Consider the following 17161-nt stretch of genomic DNA (forward strand, 5'->3'; position numbering starts at 1 on the left):
TTCATTGATAGCATTAAGAACTTGATCAAATAAACTCATGTTTTTTTCCTTGATAAACGATATTAACAGCCATTAAGACAAAACAAAATCTACATTATCCGTTCCCTGGGTTTCCCCTTTACCGGATTCTAATTTTTGTCCATTGACTTCTACAGCAAAAGGAGTATTTGAAAGTTCTAAACTGTAGTCAGTTTTTGAAGGGGTGTAACCAACACTAGCAATCATATCTCTTCCTTGATCCGTGTATTGAAACACTAACATTTGATTTTTGTTTTGTTTATTATCCCTTGCCCAAATCACCATATAACTTTTCTCTTGATATTCAAACACTTTGGGGGGACGGTTAGGAACATAGCGATCGGCTTCAAAACTCTTATCCAAAAAGTCTTGAACCGATTCAGCTTTGACCACAGCATAGGCCACTTCTTCTTGGGGTTGAGAAATTTCTTGATCCCCTTGAGATTCCTCAACCACCTCTTCTTGATCACGGTTACGAAGATAATCCACGGCCGCTTTAGTGCCAATAGCACCTAATGCAGTGAAACCGGCTCCGGCTAATATTTTATGAATGTTTTTCATCTAAAAATCTCCCAACGATTAGCTTACAGTTTCGATTTTATCCCCCTTTTGCCTAGGTAGATAGATAAGCCTCACTATCTTAAAATTGATTGGGTGTTCATTTCCTCTACCCATTAGCAGGTTTAAACTAACATCTTGCAGCAGAACAAATAAACTCAGTAGCTCGAAAACTTACTTGTTTGGGGTGCAAGGGAGACGAGCGACCCCGGTCGGGTTCCCCGACAAGCGTGAACGCGCGAGGAGTGGGGAGAAGGGGAGATTATTTTAAAGTATTTTAGAGTAAATAAAAGTTCAAAAGGTTATAAATCTCTAAGAATCTCAATCACATTCCCTAATTTTTTATTTTTATTCTATTTTCTTTCTCCTCCGCTTCGGTCTCCCTGCTCCCCCGCAATCCTAACTAGGATCTTTGCGATCTACTTAAACTTTAATTTGACTCAAAATACTCCCCTGCTCCCTGCTCCGGCGCTCCGGTGCTCCCAACACCCCATTCCCCCCAAAGCAATTGTTACAGTTCTTTACTAATTTAGGTAACAAAGCAGAACTGAGTGATACCATTCCCTAAAACACCTTTTTTTGAGGGAAATAAAAACATCATGGCAGAAGAGCTTAAAGGAAAGCCACCCAAGTTCGGTGGCAGCACCGGCGGTTTACTCTCGAAAGCAGAACGGGAAGAAAAATACGCCATCACCTGGACCAGCAAAACAGAGCAAGTCTTTGAAATGCCCACAGGTGGGGCTGCCATTATGAATGAAGGGCAAAATCTCCTCTATTTATCTCGTAAAGAACAATGTCTGGCTCTGGGAACCCAGTTACGGACTAAGTTCAAGCCCAAAATTCAAGACTACAAAATCTATCGCATCTATCCCAGTGGTGAAATTCAATATCTTCACCCTGCAGATGGCGTATTCCCCGAAAAAGTTAACGAAGGCCGGGGTTATAGCGGTAAAAAAGATAGAAAAATTGGGGATAACCCCGAACCGGTTACCCTTAAATTCTCCGGTAACGCTCCCTACGACGTTTAATTGTCAAAGGGTTGGGTGTTAGGGCAAAGAAAGGCATTATGGTTAACCCTTATTCTCACTCCCTAACCCCAAAAAAAACTAAAAGTGGCCAGAAATCAATTAAGCTGCATCAATGACTCAATTATCGGTACAATAATCTGGTAATCATTGATGATCTGATGATTGGTAACTGGCCACGACTCATTTTGATCTACCTTTGGCAGAGGGAATAGGGAAAGGGCAACGGACAATAGTATTTTTTTGTTCCCTTGAACTGAAATTAACCCCGAACTCTGAACCCATAACTCCGAACTCACATTGAATTATGATGTTTCCTGACTTTGAGCAGTTTTCTGTATTAGCACAACAGGGTAACTTTGTTCCGGTTTATCAAGAATGGGTGGCGGATCTTGAAACCCCTGTTTCTTCTTGGTACAAAGTGTGTGGCGATCGCCCCTACAGTTTCTTATTAGAATCCGTAGAAGGGGGGGAAAATCTAGCCCGTTACAGCTTTTTAGGCTGCGATCCTGTCTGGATTTTATCCGCTAGGGGAAACATCACCACCCAAACCTATCGAAACGGTAAGGTAAAAACCTTTGAGGGCAACCCCTTTGATATTTTGACCGACTGTTTAGCCTCGATCAAACCCGTCACCTTACCTCAACTGCCGTCAGGAATTGGAGGGTTATTCGGGTTTTGGGGCTATGAATTAATAAACTGGATCGAGCCAAGAGTCCCCATTTATCCCATTACAGACGAGGATCTGCCGGATGGGGTTTGGATGCAAGTGGATCATCTGATTATCTTTGATCAGGTAAAACGGAAAATCTGGGCGATCGCCTATGCTGATCTCAGAGATGAAACGATCAGTTTAGAACAAGCTTATCAAGAAGCGTGCGATCGCGTGACAAAATTGGTCGTAAAGCTCCAATTACCCTTACCCGTCCAAGGAAAAACCCTAGAATTAAAACCCAACTCAGAAGACAGCCAACCCTTAAACTATACCAGCAACACAGAACGCGCTCAGTTCTGCGAAAACGTCCGTCAGGCGAAAGAATACATCCGTGCAGGGGATATTTTTCAAGTGGTGCTTTCCCAACGCTTACAAGCCCATTATGAGGACGATCCCTTTAACCTCTATCGTTCCCTACGGTTAATCAATCCTTCCCCCTACATGGCCTATTATAATTTCGGAGATTGGCAGATTATTGGCTCAAGTCCCGAAGTGATGGTTAAAGCCGAACGCACCGAAGAGGGGTCCTTAACCGCTACGTTACGCCCCATTGCAGGAACCAGAAAACGCGGCAAAACCCCAACGGAAGATCAAGCATTAGCCGAAGACTTATTACAAGATCCCAAGGAAATTGCCGAACACGTGATGTTAGTAGACTTGGGCCGTAACGATCTGGGCCGGGCCTGTTGTGAAGGCAGTGTCACCGTTAACGAGTTAATGGTCATTGAACGGTATTCCCACGTGATGCACATTGTCAGTAACGTGATTGGAAAATTAGCCGCCCATAAAACCCCTTGGGACTTATTTACAGCCTGTTTTCCCGCCGGAACCGTGAGCGGTGCGCCGAAAATTCGTGCCATGGAAATTATTAACGAATTAGAACCGGAACGCAGAGGTCCCTATTCTGGGGTCTATGGATACTATGATTTTGAAGGCCAGTTAAACACAGCGATCGCCATTCGGACCATGGTGGTTCGTCCCCTCGGCAGTGGTCAACATCTCGTCTGTGTTCAAGCAGGAGCCGGTTTAGTGGCAGACTCCGATCCCGAAACGGAATATGAGGAAACCATGAATAAAGCGAAAGGGTTATTAGAAGCGATTCGTTCTTTAAGTTAAAATAAGATTAATAAGCCTGAATGGGCTTCGTTTGTCTAGGGGTCATCCAAATGTTAACCGCCGAAAACGTTTATCAAACCACTTGTTATCAGCGTCAGGGAAATGAATTGGTTAACGCCCAAAGTTGTACCGTTACCCTAGAATACGAACATCCCGAAAACGGACTCGACTGGGAAATTATGACCCTGAGTGGAGAACTGTATCACTACCGCAATTTAGGGGCAGGGATTGAACTGTGGAGTCATCTCGCTCAGCAATGGACTCCGGTCAACATAACGGACTGGTTTCCAGAAAAAGACGGAATCCTCTGTTGGGATAACTTTTGTGCCGACTGGCGAGAAATTCCCTTAGATTAGCAAGGGAGCAGGAAGAAAAATCATGAATTCAGCCTATCAACAAGGAAATCTCGTTGAATTAGAGATTATCGATCTGAGTCATACTGGGGACGGGGTCGGGAAATTAGACGGGAAAGCGGTTTTTGTCTCGGATACAGTGACAGGCGATCGCATTTTAGCCCGTTTAACCCATGTCAAAAAACAATACGCTTACGGAAAATTACAAGAAATTATCTCACCGTCTCCCCATCGTATTCGACCGAGTTGTATTGTGGCCGATAAATGTGGGGGCTGTCAGTGGCAACATATTTCCCCTGAGTATCAACTGAAGGCTAAAGAAAATCAGGTGATTCAAGCTTTAAAACGAATTGGTGGTTTTGAAACCCTGCCAATTTTGCCTATTTTATCATCCCCAGAAATCTTAGGATATCGCAACAAAGCCACTTACCCCCTGAAACGGTCAACCACCGGCACGGTACAAGCTGGCTATTATCAACGCCATAGCCATCAAATTATTAACCTCAATCAATGTCCCATTCAAGATCCCCGTCTTAACCGGATTTTAGCGGAGGTTAAACAAGATATACAAGCCCAAGGTTGGAGTATTTACAATGAAACCACAGGGACAGGTAAACTGAGACATTTAGGGTTACGCATTGGCAAAAAAACAGGAGAAATATTATTAACCCTGGTGAGTACCAGCAAAAATCTCACGAATTTTCAACAACAAGCTAAAACTTGGATGCAACGTTATTCTCAGTTAGTGGGCGTGTCCATTAACTATAATCCCCATCGAGGTAACAAGATTCTTGGCGAGGAAACTTTCAATTATGTGGGTCGTCCTTATCTCATAGAAACCTTTGATAACCTCCAGTTTCAATTAAGTGCTGATACCTTCTTTCAAGTGAATACCGAAGCCGCGGAAATCCTCTTAAAGGTATTGTTAGAAAACTTCTCTTTCACAGGGGAAGAAACCTTAATTGATGCCTATTGCGGTGTGGGAACCTTCACCTTACCGTTAGCTCAAAAAGTTGCCCAGGTAATTGGTATTGAGAGTCATAAAAATGCGATTGAACAAGCACAAAATAATGCCCAAATTAATGGGATTAATAACGCTAAATTTCATCAAGGAACAGTAGAGGAAATTTTACCATCCCTTAATATTTCTCCTGATATTGTGGTTCTTGATCCCCCTCGCAAAGGTTGCGATCGCCAAGTGATTGATACTTTAAAAGAAATCGGATCTTCTGTGATTATTTATATTAGTTGTCAGCCTTCGACTTTAGCCCGTGACCTCGAAAAATTATGTCAACAAGGCCCTTATACATTGCAGTGGATACAACCGGTTGATTTCTTTCCTCAAACCCCTCATGTTGAAACAATAACTTTGATTCGACATGATATTGACTAATATGTTATAATAAGATTAGTTATTAAACTAAATCATGTTAATTATTCATTTAGAAAATTGTTACTTAAGCCCTTCTCTTAACCTAAAGATAATAGTCTCTAAAGCCATGTTATAGCTCAAACTAAATCGTCTTAATTAAACAGTTCTGTTGTTTCAATCGGTAGATAACAGTTCTCTAAAACCGAACCCATAGGATATCTGTAAAAAAATTCAACTTAGAGGTGACAGCACGTGCTTGCTATTTCCCTACCGCCAACCAAGCGATACGGTTGTACAATGAGCTTCACATCAACGCTCTATTTGTGTCCCGTCCTTGACTTATTATTAGCCAAGATTCCTGATGATTTACAACCAGAAATCAGACTAGGACTACAAGAAGCACTGGTAAACGCAGCCAAACACGGTAATAAACTCGACCCCACCAAGTCTATTGTTGTTCAGTTTTCCATCACGCCAGAAGGCTATTCTTGGGTCATATCAGACCAAGGAAAAGGGTTTTCCTCTCAATGTAATTGTCCCGACCATTCTTTAGAAACATTACCCCCCGACGAATCAGAAAACGGCAGGGGGTTTTGTTTGCTGCACGAAATTTTTGATCAAGTTCACTGGGACCAACAAAAAACTCAGTTAAAATTGTCTAAGCAATTGAAAAAAGGGAAAAGACAACTCTTATCAATGAAATAACTATTGAAAGCGGGTTAATTGGATACGGTAGCGTTGTTTTTTCGTAATACCTACCTCTCCGACTTCTAAACGTCCTTTCCCTCGTACTGCAATCAAGTCTCCAGATTCTACATTGTGACTCGCTTGGGTGATTTCCTTCCAATTAACCCGTACATCCCCTTTATTAATGGCATCCACCATCTTACTGCGAGACATCCCAAACCCGGCTGAGGCGATGGCATCTAAGCGCATGGATGCTTCTACGGTGGTCATTGCTTTGGTTTTTGGGGGTCGTATTTTTAACTCACTCAGTTCAATCTGTTGGGTTTTGACAGGAACTGATCGCACTTGGGTTAAGCTTGTTTCTAAAAATTCCACCAATTCAGGAACCACAATCACCTGAGATCCCCTTTCTCCTAACACGATAATATCCCCGATTTTGTCTCGCACAATACCGGTGGCTAAAATTGCTCCTAAGAAGTCGCGATGACTCGCCGGGTCAAAAAGAAAGTTTCCTGCAATATCTAGGGCTGCTAGGGGAATTTGGGGCTGTTCTAGGGGGATTTCAGGACGGGTTATACCGATTCTTCGTCTTTCTGCTTGGGGATAGCCGCCCCATACCATAATTTCTACTTCCGTTAACTGATGAAAGGCCTTTTCTACTTCAGCAATCACAGGGGGGGAGAAAAAATCACTCACCACCACCTCCCAAGTTTTGATGGCCATCTCTGCTTGATCAATAATGCGGGTCATTTCTTCACGGTTTTCGATCCCTTTCAGGAGTGTTTCTCTAGGTAGCATAAGGTTTATGAACGGCGAATTAGTTTATCTGTCATCACTAAATGGTATTTAATTTTAAAGAATAAATAAGCATAACTAAGCAAATTCTGACGATTGTTTAGCTAGAAAATTTTGTAGGGCGGTTGTGCCTGTTTTTTCTGTTCCTATAGGAAGAAATGCTTTCATCTATTTCTTATGATCAAAAAATGATTATAAGACTAACTATCAGAATCAGTGTAACCTTGAAGATTTTCGGGGTTTAAAGGACGAAGGATAGAGGTTGCTTTATTTTTGAGGATAGTCGCCCCTTCTACCACAATAAGATATTTTCCTGCATTGAGACGATTTCGATAGGGGAGAGCATCCCCACTGCCTACCGATAAGCCCACACCCCCACCAACAAAAACGCTCCCCATTCCTCCAGCAATGGCACCGGCAAAACCCCCTAACACATGATTCCAGGGTTCTCCTGCCCAATCAAAACTATTAACCCCTGTGATTAAATCAAAGGTATAGCCAGCGACAAAGCCAAAGGGAACCAGCCAGATAGCCATCAGGGTAGCCCGTTTTTTCGCTTGTTGTGCCGGGTCGATAAAGCCAAATTCATCGGCACTTTTATAGCCTTTGCCTAAGATACTCACTTGACTGGTGGGGATACCCCCTTTTTCTAGGGCAGTATAGGCTTCTTCTGCTTTAATGCGATCGCTAACAACAGCGATAAGATAATCCATAGGATAAAGTATAAATCGTTCATCTCTATCATTAAAATAACATAAATTACTTTTCCATAGGGATAAGAATGATTATGATCAAAGACAAGATTAAGTTTTTAGTTGGCTTTCTGGGTTAAAGATTCTCTTTAAAAAGACTGAGATTATTTTAAAATTTGACTAATTTTTCTATGACATTTCTCATCGGTGCTTTAATTATTTTTGTGGTTTGTCCGTTATTGGGAGGACTCCCTTTAATTGATTGGTTAACCTACGGTTTTAAAGGACAGAAACTATCTCAATTAGGAACGGGTAATGTTTCGGTTTCTGCTGCTTTTTATCATGGGGGGACTTTGGTTGGGGTTTTAGCAGTTTTATCGGAAGCCGGAAAAGGTATTATTGCTGTTTTATTGGCCCGTTATTTTTTCCCTTTTGAACCTTTTTGGGAACTGATGGCCTTAATCGCCTTAATTATGGGAAGATATTGGATGGGAAAAGGGGCAGGAACCACCAATTTATTTTGGGGTATGGTCGTTCATGACTGGGCTGCGACTTTTTTAACGGCCTTAATTGGACTGACTAGCTTTACCATTTTTCGGGATAGGGTAACCGGGCGTTTACTGGCCTTATTATTATTAGCATTTATTTTAACTGTTAGACATCCCCATGATTTGGGTTATCTTATTTTGGCTTGGAGTTTATCAGGGTTAATGGCTTGGATTTTTTATCAAGTTCCTGATGATCTTTCTTTACCAGAAACTGGCGTAAAATCTTCTTCTAGAACTATGTTTAATTTTTTTCGAGGCGAAAAATCTCTGCTATCTTTAAATGATAAATTAGAGGCCGATAAAGTCGGTGCAAAAGCTGCTAATTTAGCTTATTTAAGAAGTTTAGGTTATGGGGTTCCCAATGGTTGGATTTTACTCCCTGGAGATGATCCCCAAACCCTATTAAATTATATTGATCCTAGTTTAGAACATCCTTTTGTGGTTCGTTCTTCTGCGATGGGAGAAGATACGGAAACCGCTTCAGCAGCAGGACAATATTTAACCATTTTAAATATTACTAACAAAGCAAAATTACAACAAGCCATTTTAGATTGTCTGGCCGCTTATAATCATCCCCATGCTGTTAAATATCGTCGAGATAGAGAACAGTTAGACGAGGGAATTGCTTTACTGATTCAAAAGCAAATTCAAGGGACTTTTTCTGGAGTTGCCTTTAGTCGAGATCCGGTGAATCCATTGAATAATTCTGTCATCATTGAAGCTTTACCAGGGGCGGCCAATCAAATTGTTTCGGGTAAAATAACCCCTGAACAATATCAAGTGGAAGTTTATAACGAACTAGAAAATGATGTCATCAATATTAGAAATACTGAGTCAATACAATCAAGAAATGTCCCTGATTTTATTATTGAACAAGTGGCTATTTTAGCCAGAGATATTGAAAAGTTATATCATGGAATTCCTCAAGATATCGAATGGAGTTATGACGGGGAAACTTTATGGATATTACAAACAAGAACTATTACTAATTTACAACCTATTTGGACTAGAAAAATTGCCTCAGAAGTGATTCCAGGAGTCATACGTCCTTTAACTTGGTCTATTAATAAACCCTTAACTTGTGGAGTCTGGGGTGATATTTTTACCCTGGTTTTAAAAGAAAAAGCAACGGATTTAGACTTTAGTCAAACCGCTACCCTACATTATCAACAAGCCTATTTTAATGCGACTTTATTAGGGCAAATTTTTCGGAAAATGGGACTACCTCCAGAAAGTTTAGAATTTCTGACGAGAGGAACAAAAATGACGAAACCGTCCCTTACTTCTACCCTTAGTAATGTACCGGGTTTATTCCGTTTATTCAAAAGAGAATGGACATTAGAAAAAGACTTTGACCAAGATTATAGACAACAATTTAAACCTCAATTAGACAAACTACAAAATCAAAGAATTAATCAATTATCTACTCAAGAATTATTACAAAATATTGACAGCATATTATCCTTACTCAAATCGGCAACTTATTATAGTATTTTTGCCCCGTTAAGTTTAGCATTAAGACAAGCTATTTTTAGGGTATCACCGGAACAATTAGATAATAAATTAACACCAGAAATTGCGGCTTTACAGGCCTTAGAAAAGTTAGCTGATAACATTGTTTCCTTGATTAATGTAGAAAATATAAACAATGCCGAAGATTTATTTTTAGCCTTAGAAGAAACCCAAGAAGGACAAACTATTATTGAAGAATTTTATACCATTGTAGAACGTTATGGTTATTTAAGTGATGTCGCCACCGATATTTCTATTCCTTGTTGGCGAGATAATCCCAAGATGGTCAAAATCTTATTAACTCAGTTAACACAAAATCATCATCAACGTAAGAATAGAGTTAACAAGAATCATAAGAATTGGCAAGTCAAACAAGTCCAACAAAGATTAGATTTAAAAGGAAAAGTTACCGAAATTTATTCCCAATTATTAGCCCAGTTAAGATGGCATTTTTTAGCCCTAGCTAATCATTTAATCGAAAAACAAGTTATTCAAGAGTCTCAAGATATTTTTGAACTAACCTATACTGAAATCAAAGAATTAATGAAAGAGAAAGACAAGAATAATTATGCACAATTGAAACAAAAAATCAACCAAAGAAAGGAACAATTTAAAGTTCATAAAGCCTTAAAACGGATTCCCTATATTGTCTATGGAAATATTACCCCCATACCCGACAATGAACCCAAGTTATCATCAAATAATTCTCGAAAATTTCAGGGAATTGGGGCAAGTTTTGGGCAAGTGGAAGGATACATTAAAATTTGTCGCAACTTTCAACAAATCGAAGAAATAAAAGCTAATACCATTCTAGTTATTCCCTATGCTGACTCAGGTTGGGGACCCTTACTAGCCAATGCAGATGGTATCATAGCAGAAGTAGGAGGAGCGTTATCTCATGGGGCAATTATTGCCCGTGAATATGGTATTCCTGCCGTGATGAATATTGACCATGCGACAGAAATTTTTCAAGAAGGTCAAAAAGTTAAAATAGATGGACAACAAGGTATTATTGAATTATTAGAAGACTAATTTTTAAAACTATGGTAGAACTATTCAAAAAAACAATAAATATTCAAGAGTTGTTGAAAAAACCGAGCCAATTTGATTGGATTGTTATCGGTTGTATCTCCTGTTTAACCCTAGGGATAGCAACCCTATTAATTCTAGGGGATCAAGTTCCTTTTCAAGTTAAATATTTTAGTTGGGAAGGTAAAAAAGTAGGGGTAAAAGATAAAACATTTACCCTCAGTTTTAATCGTTCCGTGGATAAGAATAGTGTGGAAAAAAATTTAATGATTACCCCCCCTCTTCCTGGTAGAATTACTTGGCAAGGAAGAACCTTAATTTATACTTTAGATGATCCTCCTATTTATGGAACCAATTATCAAATAAAATTGGATAATGTTCAACCGAGTTACAAAGAAGAAGACATTGAATCCTTTGTTAGTTTATTTAGTACCCGTGACAGAGTTTTTGCCTATATTGGCATCGAAGGAGAAGAAAAAGGACGCTTAATTTTATATAATATTACCGACCTAAATAAACCTCAAAAAACCATTCTCACCCCTGGGGATTTAGTGGTGACTAATTTCCAGATTTATCCTGATAGTGAAAAAATCCTTTTTAGTGCCTTTGAACCTAATATTAGGGGTCAAGGATTAGCCAGACAAGAACTTTATACCGTCACCACAGGATTTAATGTTGATCCCTCAAAAACCCCCTCTCAACGGGCAGGAAAACTGAAACGAATTCTCGATGCTACAGAGTATCAAAATATTAGTTTTGATCTCTCAAGAAATGGAGAGGTTATTGTTGTTGAAAGAGTGAGTCATCGAAACAGCGACGATAATAGTTTATGGATCATTACTGAAGATAATAACCCCATTCCTTTAGGTATTCCTGGGTCTGAATTTGTAATTTCTCCCGATGGAAAACGCTTAGCTGTTGCTCAACAAGGAGGGGTTCGTATGGTTCCTCTGGGATCAAATGGGGGAACCTCTCGCATTTTTCAGAACTACACAAAACCCCTTGGTTTTTCTGAAAATGGTAAGAAACTTTTGCTAGTTAAAAATAATATTGATACCACCCGTTCTTTAGTGGTGATTAATCAAGAGGGAAAAAATCAAGAACTATTTCGTACCCCTTATCCGATTATGGATTGTAAATTTGAACCGAGAGATCAACAGGATTTGTACTGTTTAAAAACCGATGTGATTCCAGGAGACAATGGACAATATCGAGAAGAACCTTTTCTATCGGTGATGAGTCTAGAAAAAGAGAAAGATTTACCCTTATTAGCGTTACCCAACTATCGAGATGTGACCTTAAGTATGTCTCCTGATGGAGTTGCGTTATTATTTGATCAGGTGGTAACGACGGTTCCCCAGTCTGCTTCTGATTTATTAACAACGGAACAAGAAGCGATCGCCGATGGACAGGTTTGGTTACTTCCTCTACCAGACCTAAAAGAAGCAAACCAGTCTGTCAATATTAAACCACAAGAGTTAATTTTTGGTTTTAAACCTCAATGGTTACCTTAATAACAATCTCTACTATGAGTTAAAATTTAATATAGATAGTAAATATAAACATCAAGAGGGTTAACATGAGTAAATTAATTGCTATCATTGTCTTAGGAATTTATTTGGTGGGAATCTGGAAATTTGTTTCAGGATATAATCGCACCAATTTTAACCGTCAGTTACCGACGAAACTAATGTTAGCGTTACTCTGGCCAGTATTACTAACAGTGAATACATCCTACCGTCAAAACTTTACCAAAGCGTTAAAAGGAAAAGATTACTAACCATGACATGAAAAAGGCGGGTAAACTTTGGTTAATAGGAGGAACTGGGGACAGTGTTGATCTAGTCCAGCATATTGTTGATCATTCTTTTCCTTGTGTCGTCACCGTAACCACACCAACAGCTTATGATCTTTACCCCGTTAACTCAATGATTACCATTGAAATGGGTCAATTAGATCCCATAGGAATTCAACAATTATGTCATCAAGAAACTGTTAAAGGAATTATTGACGCATCCCATCCGTTTGCGATTAATATTTCTCGACAAGTCATCGAATTTTCTCAAGCTGAGGGTATACCTTATTTACGTTATGAAAGACCCAGTTTAAAGCTTAATGATCAAGCTATTTCTTTGGATAGTTTCGAGGACTTACTTAAGGGTAACTATTTAGAAAATAAGCGAGTTTTATTAACCGTTGGGTGTCAAGCTTTAGCTAAGTTTAAATCATGGCATAAAAAAGCAGTTTTGTATGCTCGTATTTTACCTAGGTTAGAGTCCCTTAAGATGGCGTTAAACGCAGGATTCCCAGAAAGTCAAATCATTGCTTTACGGCCGCCTATTAGTTTAGAATTAGAACGGTCATTATGGCAACAATGGGACATTGATTTAGTGGTAACCAAAGCATCAGGAAAACAAGGAGGAGAAGACATAAAAGCAAAAGTCGCTAAGGAATTAGGGATTCGGTTAATTGTTATTAAACGGCCCTCATTACCCTATCCCCAACAAACCGAGCAAATATCTGATATTATTGAATTTTGTTATCATTGTTTTCAAGGAGTTAATTATGTCTGATCCCATTACCCCTGCTATTAGCGATCGCATTTGTAAACATATGAATGAAGATCATAGTAATGCGATTGTTTTATACGCCAAAGTATTTGGAAATTTATCCGAAACAGAAGCAGCTAAAATGGAATCTATTGATCCTGAAGGTATGAATTTATTAGCAACCATTAAAGGAGAAACCGTTCCCCTTCGTGTTAAATTTGATCATGTGTTAAAAGACTCAGAAGACGCTCATCATACATTAATTGATATGGTAAAACAAGCGAGAACTTCTCACAGTTAAGCAGTCATCAGTTATCAGTTAAATAGTGATCTATTTGTTGAGGACGATGATTTTTATCAATGGTAATCACTAAATCAACAAGGTGAGGATTTTTGGCTAAAGGGGTTATAAATAATTGAGGATGTAAAGCTTTCCAAAAATAGTTAACAAAGTCTTCTACTTCTTGATCACTCATCCCTGTTTTTCCAGAGGATTTCATTTTTTCTTCTGCTTGTTTACGCCATTCTTGACTGAGATGATAGTCTTGAGGATAGAGAATCATCAAGCGATCTAGTTTTTCCCATAAGGGTAAATAAGCTTTTAATTGTTCATTAATATCTTTAGCAAACTGTCTATCTTCTTCTGTTTTAATGGGTAAAGGTGCATCATTAAATTGATTGTTATCAATAGGACGAACCCCTAAAAACCAACCTTCAAATAAAACAATATCAGGGTGATTAATGGTTTCTGGTTCTATTCTATCACCCTGACCATTCCATAAAGATTTATCAAAACGAGGAATTAAAATTGAGTCAGATTGATTCGTATTTTTTAGTTGATTTAAAACATTAATAGCTAAGTCTATATCATGGGTTCCTGGGGGACCTCGCCAAATCAAACGAGGGTCAATTTTTTTGAGTTTTTGACGTTCCTCATAGGTTTTATAGAAGTCATCAATAGAAATAGTAATAGTTTGATAGTCTAATTGTTTTAAAATTAAACAGAGAATATGTGATAAAGTGGTTTTTCCTGTTCCTTGCCCCCCCAAAATTCCTTGAATTAAAGTGGATTTCTGTTTACTTTTTTCTTCTTTTAAGTAAATTGCTAAAGGCAACCAAAACTTCCATAAAAGTGACATAATGTCAAGGGAAGTTAAGCATAATTGTTGACAATATTGATTAACTGAATTATAAATTTTTTGCCATAAATCAAGACGATTTTTAATTTTTTCAATGCCATTTTTTGGAGTTATATTAAAAGCATTACAGAAAGAGTGATCTTGTAAGTCTTCTTCTAATAACGTTTTTATTTCAGACAAAGATAAAGACAAAGTTTGGTTAAATTTCTTTAGCAAGTGAATAGATTCCATAGGTTATCATTAATAAATAAGCTTATGACATTTGTTAAGGTCGAAACTATGATCTAATCAACTATTGCCTGTTGCCTCTTGCCTAAAAGAGATCACCTGTGTATCTCACGAGTATGAAAACTTGTATTTTAACTAAGATCCCAATTTAAGAGCTTCAACATATAAACTATAAGTAATACCAATTTTAAAAAGATTGATAGTATCAAGACTAAGCGATCGCCTTTTAGGGCGACTATAGGCAATCCGACTAATAGCTTCTGTAAAAATTAGCAAAAAAATGCCGACCGTAATATCCCAATAAGCTTCTTGACCGGCGGTAATAGAAACAGATTGACCCACAAAAAATCCCAGAAGAAGACTAATTAAACTTAAAGAAATCCGTCGCCAAGGATTAGCAAAGGTTTGATTGAACTTAGTTTGAGTAACTTCGACTAAACTATTTAACCTTGTTCTTTGCATAACTTACATTCCCTCATTTTATTATCCAAATTATCGATCCAAACGATCTAATAAATAAAGACCAACCACAATCCCCGCAAAGTGACATAAAATCGTGTGAGTATTAGCGAGAAGTAGTAAAATTTCGCTAGGAGTTGGTAACTTACTGGTATCATAAACCGCTGCACCTTGGGGAATATTAGATAGTTTGCGCCACAGAATACCAACAAATCCTTCAGCCCCAATAATTGATAGGAAAATACCCACTAAATTAGACAATAAACCGGCGCGAATTAATCGTAAAGTTGATGATTTTTTAGGCCGTAGTTTCGCGTCGGGGTTTCGCATTAATTGCGCAATTTTTTTATAACGATAACAAATTAAAATACTAATAACGAGGGAAATCACCCCAGCAACAGAACAAAAGACACTAAAAGAAGTTCCTTCGGTAGATTTTTGTTGAGCGACTAAACCCGCTAAAGACAAGAATAACAGCGCAGCAGCTAATACCCCTAATACTAACTGTCCCCAGAAGCCTATATTCCCTGACCATTGTAGAATATTGGCAGCCCGTTGAACGTTGGGGGGAAGGGGTCGAGAAATTTGGTAGTTTCGACTCATAATCCGATGGTGAAAACGATAACAATTATGACTGAGTGGACTTCTCTTTATGATGACACAAAGATGAGTGTAAGAGAGTTGTTTTCCCGTCAATCTTCAGTGTCTACAGTTCCCTTACTTACATCTTGCACCTTCGATAAACCCAACCCCTCACACCCCCCACACGCCCCACACCCCCCTTTATAAGGGGGGCAGGGGGGGTAGGGGGGGTTGGGAATGGGGGAATAGGGAACACTTCATTCATCTTGATTCCCCTAATTGAAACTGCTATGACTGTTGAACTATACCTAAAGATAGATCGACTGATTGATCATACTTTAATCTCTATCGGATAGTAGATGGGAAAGCTTTAAACAAATTGCTGTAATAGTAAATGAAGATACAGGGCAATTAAATAATTTATGGCTACTTTAAACATTGGATTAACAGAAGAACAAAGATATGGCGTAATTGAACTTTTAAACCGTCATTTGTCTGACTTCTACCTTTTAAATATCAAAACCAAAAAATATCACTGGGATGTCGTCGGTCCTCAGTTTAGAACGCTGCATGAACTTTGGGAAGAACACTACAATACCCTATCATTAAACATTGATGAAACCGCCGAGAGAATTCGTGCATTAGGTGGCTATCCTGTGGGAACCGCCAAAGGATTCTTAGAATTAGCTACTTTAAAAGAGCATCCTAATGATCTACCTTCTGCAACAGAAATGGTAGCGAGACTTGCTGGCGATCACGAACAAGTGATCCGTAATTTAAGAACGGATATTAATCGTTCTTCCGAAGAATTCAAAGACGAAGGAACCGCAGATTTCCTAACTGGAATTATGGAACAACATGAGGAAATGGCTTGGATGTTACGCTCCTTTGTTGAAGGGGAAAGACTTGACAGTAGTGGTAACCGTCCCGATAGCGAAACCAAACCTACTGTTAATGCCTAAATAGGTTTGAATTGATGGTTGGCAAGGTTAAACCCTTGTCTTAACCCCCACTTTTCTTAACTTTATTTGCTGTTACAAAAAATATTATTATCTATGGCTAACGAATATCAAGCACAAAAAACCATTACCGGAATTTTCCAAAACGAAAAACAAGTCGATACGGTCATTAACCGATTGTTAGATAGGGATGTACCCCGAGATCATTTATCCGTTATGGGTAAAGATTTTCAGTCTCAGACCCGTATTAGTGGCTTTATTACTAAAAAAGACGTAATTATTGGTGGACTGCGTAACGGGGCAATTTTTGGCTCTCTGTTTGGTTCTCTCCTCAGTTTATTAACCGGTGTGGGTGTTCTGTTTATCCCCTTCGTCGGTTCAGTCGTGGCAGCCGGTCCGTTGAGTTCTTTACTACTCGGTGCGGCCACAGGTGCGATCGCTGGTAGTGCTGGTGGTGGTTTAGCTTCAGTATTATCGACCTGGGGAATGCCTGAAGATAAGGCAGCCGTCTACGAAACCCGTCTCAAAGCAGGGGAATTTATCGTTATGGCCGAGGTTCCTGACGATCGCTCTGGGGAGTATATTATGTTAATGGAAAGCGCAGGGGGTCAAGAAATCCACCTTACCGATGCTACTTTACCTCACCCCTGTCCTGGACGTTGCGACAGTCCCGAAGATTTAGCGATCGAAGTTAAGGCGCATTTATCCGAAGAGGCACAAGGAACCTTCATTGAACGCTACAACGCCGTATTTGATGAAACGAACGACGAAATGAAGGCCGAACAAGCTGCTTGGGAAGCGGTAAAAGATGCCTATACAGAGGAT

The 17161-nt window shown here is 39.1% G+C and carries 18 protein-coding genes; 12 read left to right on the forward strand and 6 right to left on the reverse strand.

The window, feature by feature from the left end; translation table 11 throughout:
• Positions 1-72: 72 nt before the first annotated feature.
• Positions 73-579, reverse strand: a complete 507-nt coding sequence (locus C4E06_RS15075; protein ID WP_107668817.1) for a hypothetical protein — start codon at positions 577-579, stop codon at positions 73-75.
• A gap of 596 nt (positions 580-1175) precedes the next feature.
• Here C4E06_RS15075 and C4E06_RS15080 point away from each other — a divergent pair.
• The 5 genes from C4E06_RS15080 to C4E06_RS15105 all read left to right on the forward strand — a co-directional run bounded on the left by C4E06_RS15080 (position 1176) and on the right by C4E06_RS15105 (position 5862).
• Complete coding sequence (locus C4E06_RS15080; protein WP_107668818.1) at positions 1176-1604, forward strand: photosystem I reaction center subunit II PsaD; 429 nt, start codon at positions 1176-1178, stop codon at positions 1602-1604.
• Positions 1605-1908: 304 nt separating this feature from the next.
• Complete coding sequence (trpE, locus tag C4E06_RS15090; protein ID WP_107668820.1) at positions 1909-3432, forward strand: anthranilate synthase component I; 1524 nt, start codon at positions 1909-1911, stop codon at positions 3430-3432.
• A 50-nt stretch (positions 3433-3482) separates the two neighbouring features.
• Positions 3483-3788, forward strand: a complete 306-nt coding sequence (locus tag C4E06_RS15095; protein WP_107668821.1) for a hypothetical protein — start codon at positions 3483-3485, stop codon at positions 3786-3788.
• Positions 3789-3810: 22 nt separating this feature from the next.
• A complete protein-coding gene (rlmD, locus tag C4E06_RS15100; protein ID WP_107668822.1) occupies positions 3811-5178 on the forward strand; it encodes a 23S rRNA (uracil(1939)-C(5))-methyltransferase RlmD in 1368 nt (455 codons plus the stop codon).
• A 231-nt stretch (positions 5179-5409) separates the two neighbouring features.
• Positions 5410-5862 (forward strand): anti-sigma regulatory factor, encoded by a 453-nt coding sequence (locus C4E06_RS15105; protein ID WP_107668823.1) that lies wholly within the window; start codon positions 5410-5412, stop codon positions 5860-5862.
• On the opposite strand, the gene C4E06_RS15110 is transcribed toward C4E06_RS15105, so the two are convergent.
• The gene (locus C4E06_RS15110) at positions 5863-6642 is read right to left on the reverse strand and encodes a photosystem II S4 domain protein (RefSeq protein WP_107668824.1); all 780 of its coding nucleotides are present in this window, start codon (positions 6640-6642) and stop codon (positions 5863-5865) included.
• 197 nt (positions 6643-6839) lie between these two features.
• Positions 6840-7352, reverse strand: coding sequence for a hypothetical protein (locus C4E06_RS15115; RefSeq protein ID WP_107668825.1), 513 nt, complete (start codon positions 7350-7352; stop codon positions 6840-6842).
• A gap of 170 nt (positions 7353-7522) precedes the next feature.
• Between C4E06_RS15115 and C4E06_RS15120 the strand changes: the two genes are divergently transcribed.
• The 5 genes from C4E06_RS15120 (at position 7523) to C4E06_RS15140 (ending at position 13270) form a co-directional block, all read left to right on the forward strand.
• Entirely contained in the window at positions 7523-10423 is a 2901-nt protein-coding gene (locus C4E06_RS15120; protein WP_107668826.1) for a glycerol-3-phosphate acyltransferase, read from the forward strand.
• A gap of 11 nt (positions 10424-10434) precedes the next feature.
• Complete coding sequence (locus tag C4E06_RS15125; RefSeq protein WP_107668827.1) at positions 10435-11934, forward strand: Ig-like domain-containing protein; 1500 nt, start codon at positions 10435-10437, stop codon at positions 11932-11934.
• A gap of 65 nt (positions 11935-11999) precedes the next feature.
• Positions 12000-12200 (forward strand): hypothetical protein, encoded by a 201-nt coding sequence (locus C4E06_RS15130; protein ID WP_107668828.1) that lies wholly within the window; start codon positions 12000-12002, stop codon positions 12198-12200.
• 7 nt (positions 12201-12207) lie between these two features.
• Positions 12208-12993 carry a cobalt-precorrin-6A reductase gene (locus C4E06_RS15135; RefSeq protein WP_107668829.1) on the forward strand — a complete coding sequence of 262 codons (786 nt, stop codon included), beginning with the start codon at positions 12208-12210 and terminating at the stop codon, positions 12991-12993.
• Complete coding sequence (locus C4E06_RS15140; protein ID WP_107668830.1) at positions 12986-13270, forward strand: DUF2470 domain-containing protein; 285 nt, start codon at positions 12986-12988, stop codon at positions 13268-13270. The genes C4E06_RS15135 and C4E06_RS15140 overlap by 8 nt, the downstream gene beginning before the upstream one ends.
• 7 nt (positions 13271-13277) lie before the next feature.
• Here the strand turns inward: C4E06_RS15140 and C4E06_RS15145 are convergent, their stop codons facing one another.
• From C4E06_RS15145 to C4E06_RS15155, 3 genes are all read right to left on the reverse strand, one after another.
• Positions 13278-14339 carry a glycerate kinase gene (locus C4E06_RS15145; protein ID WP_107668831.1) on the reverse strand — a complete coding sequence of 354 codons (1062 nt, stop codon included), beginning with the start codon at positions 14337-14339 and terminating at the stop codon, positions 13278-13280.
• A 132-nt stretch (positions 14340-14471) separates the two neighbouring features.
• Positions 14472-14798, reverse strand: a complete 327-nt coding sequence (locus C4E06_RS15150; protein ID WP_107668832.1) for a DUF565 domain-containing protein — start codon at positions 14796-14798, stop codon at positions 14472-14474.
• A gap of 30 nt (positions 14799-14828) precedes the next feature.
• Positions 14829-15398 (reverse strand): DUF3611 family protein, encoded by a 570-nt coding sequence (locus tag C4E06_RS15155; protein ID WP_107668833.1) that lies wholly within the window; start codon positions 15396-15398, stop codon positions 14829-14831.
• Positions 15399-15799: 401 nt separating this feature from the next.
• Here C4E06_RS15155 and C4E06_RS15160 point away from each other — a divergent pair, with 401 nt between their 5' ends.
• Both C4E06_RS15160 and C4E06_RS15165 read left to right on the forward strand, forming a co-directional pair.
• The gene (locus C4E06_RS15160) at positions 15800-16339 is read left to right on the forward strand and encodes a Dps family protein (protein WP_107668834.1); all 540 of its coding nucleotides are present in this window, start codon (positions 15800-15802) and stop codon (positions 16337-16339) included.
• 93 nt (positions 16340-16432) lie between these two features.
• Positions 16433-17161: ChaB family protein (locus tag C4E06_RS15165; RefSeq protein WP_107668835.1), on the forward strand; the 729-nt coding region annotated here is incomplete at its 3' end.

The organism is Cyanothece sp. BG0011, from assembly GCF_003013815.1.
Lineage (GTDB): Bacteria > Cyanobacteriota > Cyanobacteriia > Cyanobacteriales > Microcystaceae > Crocosphaera.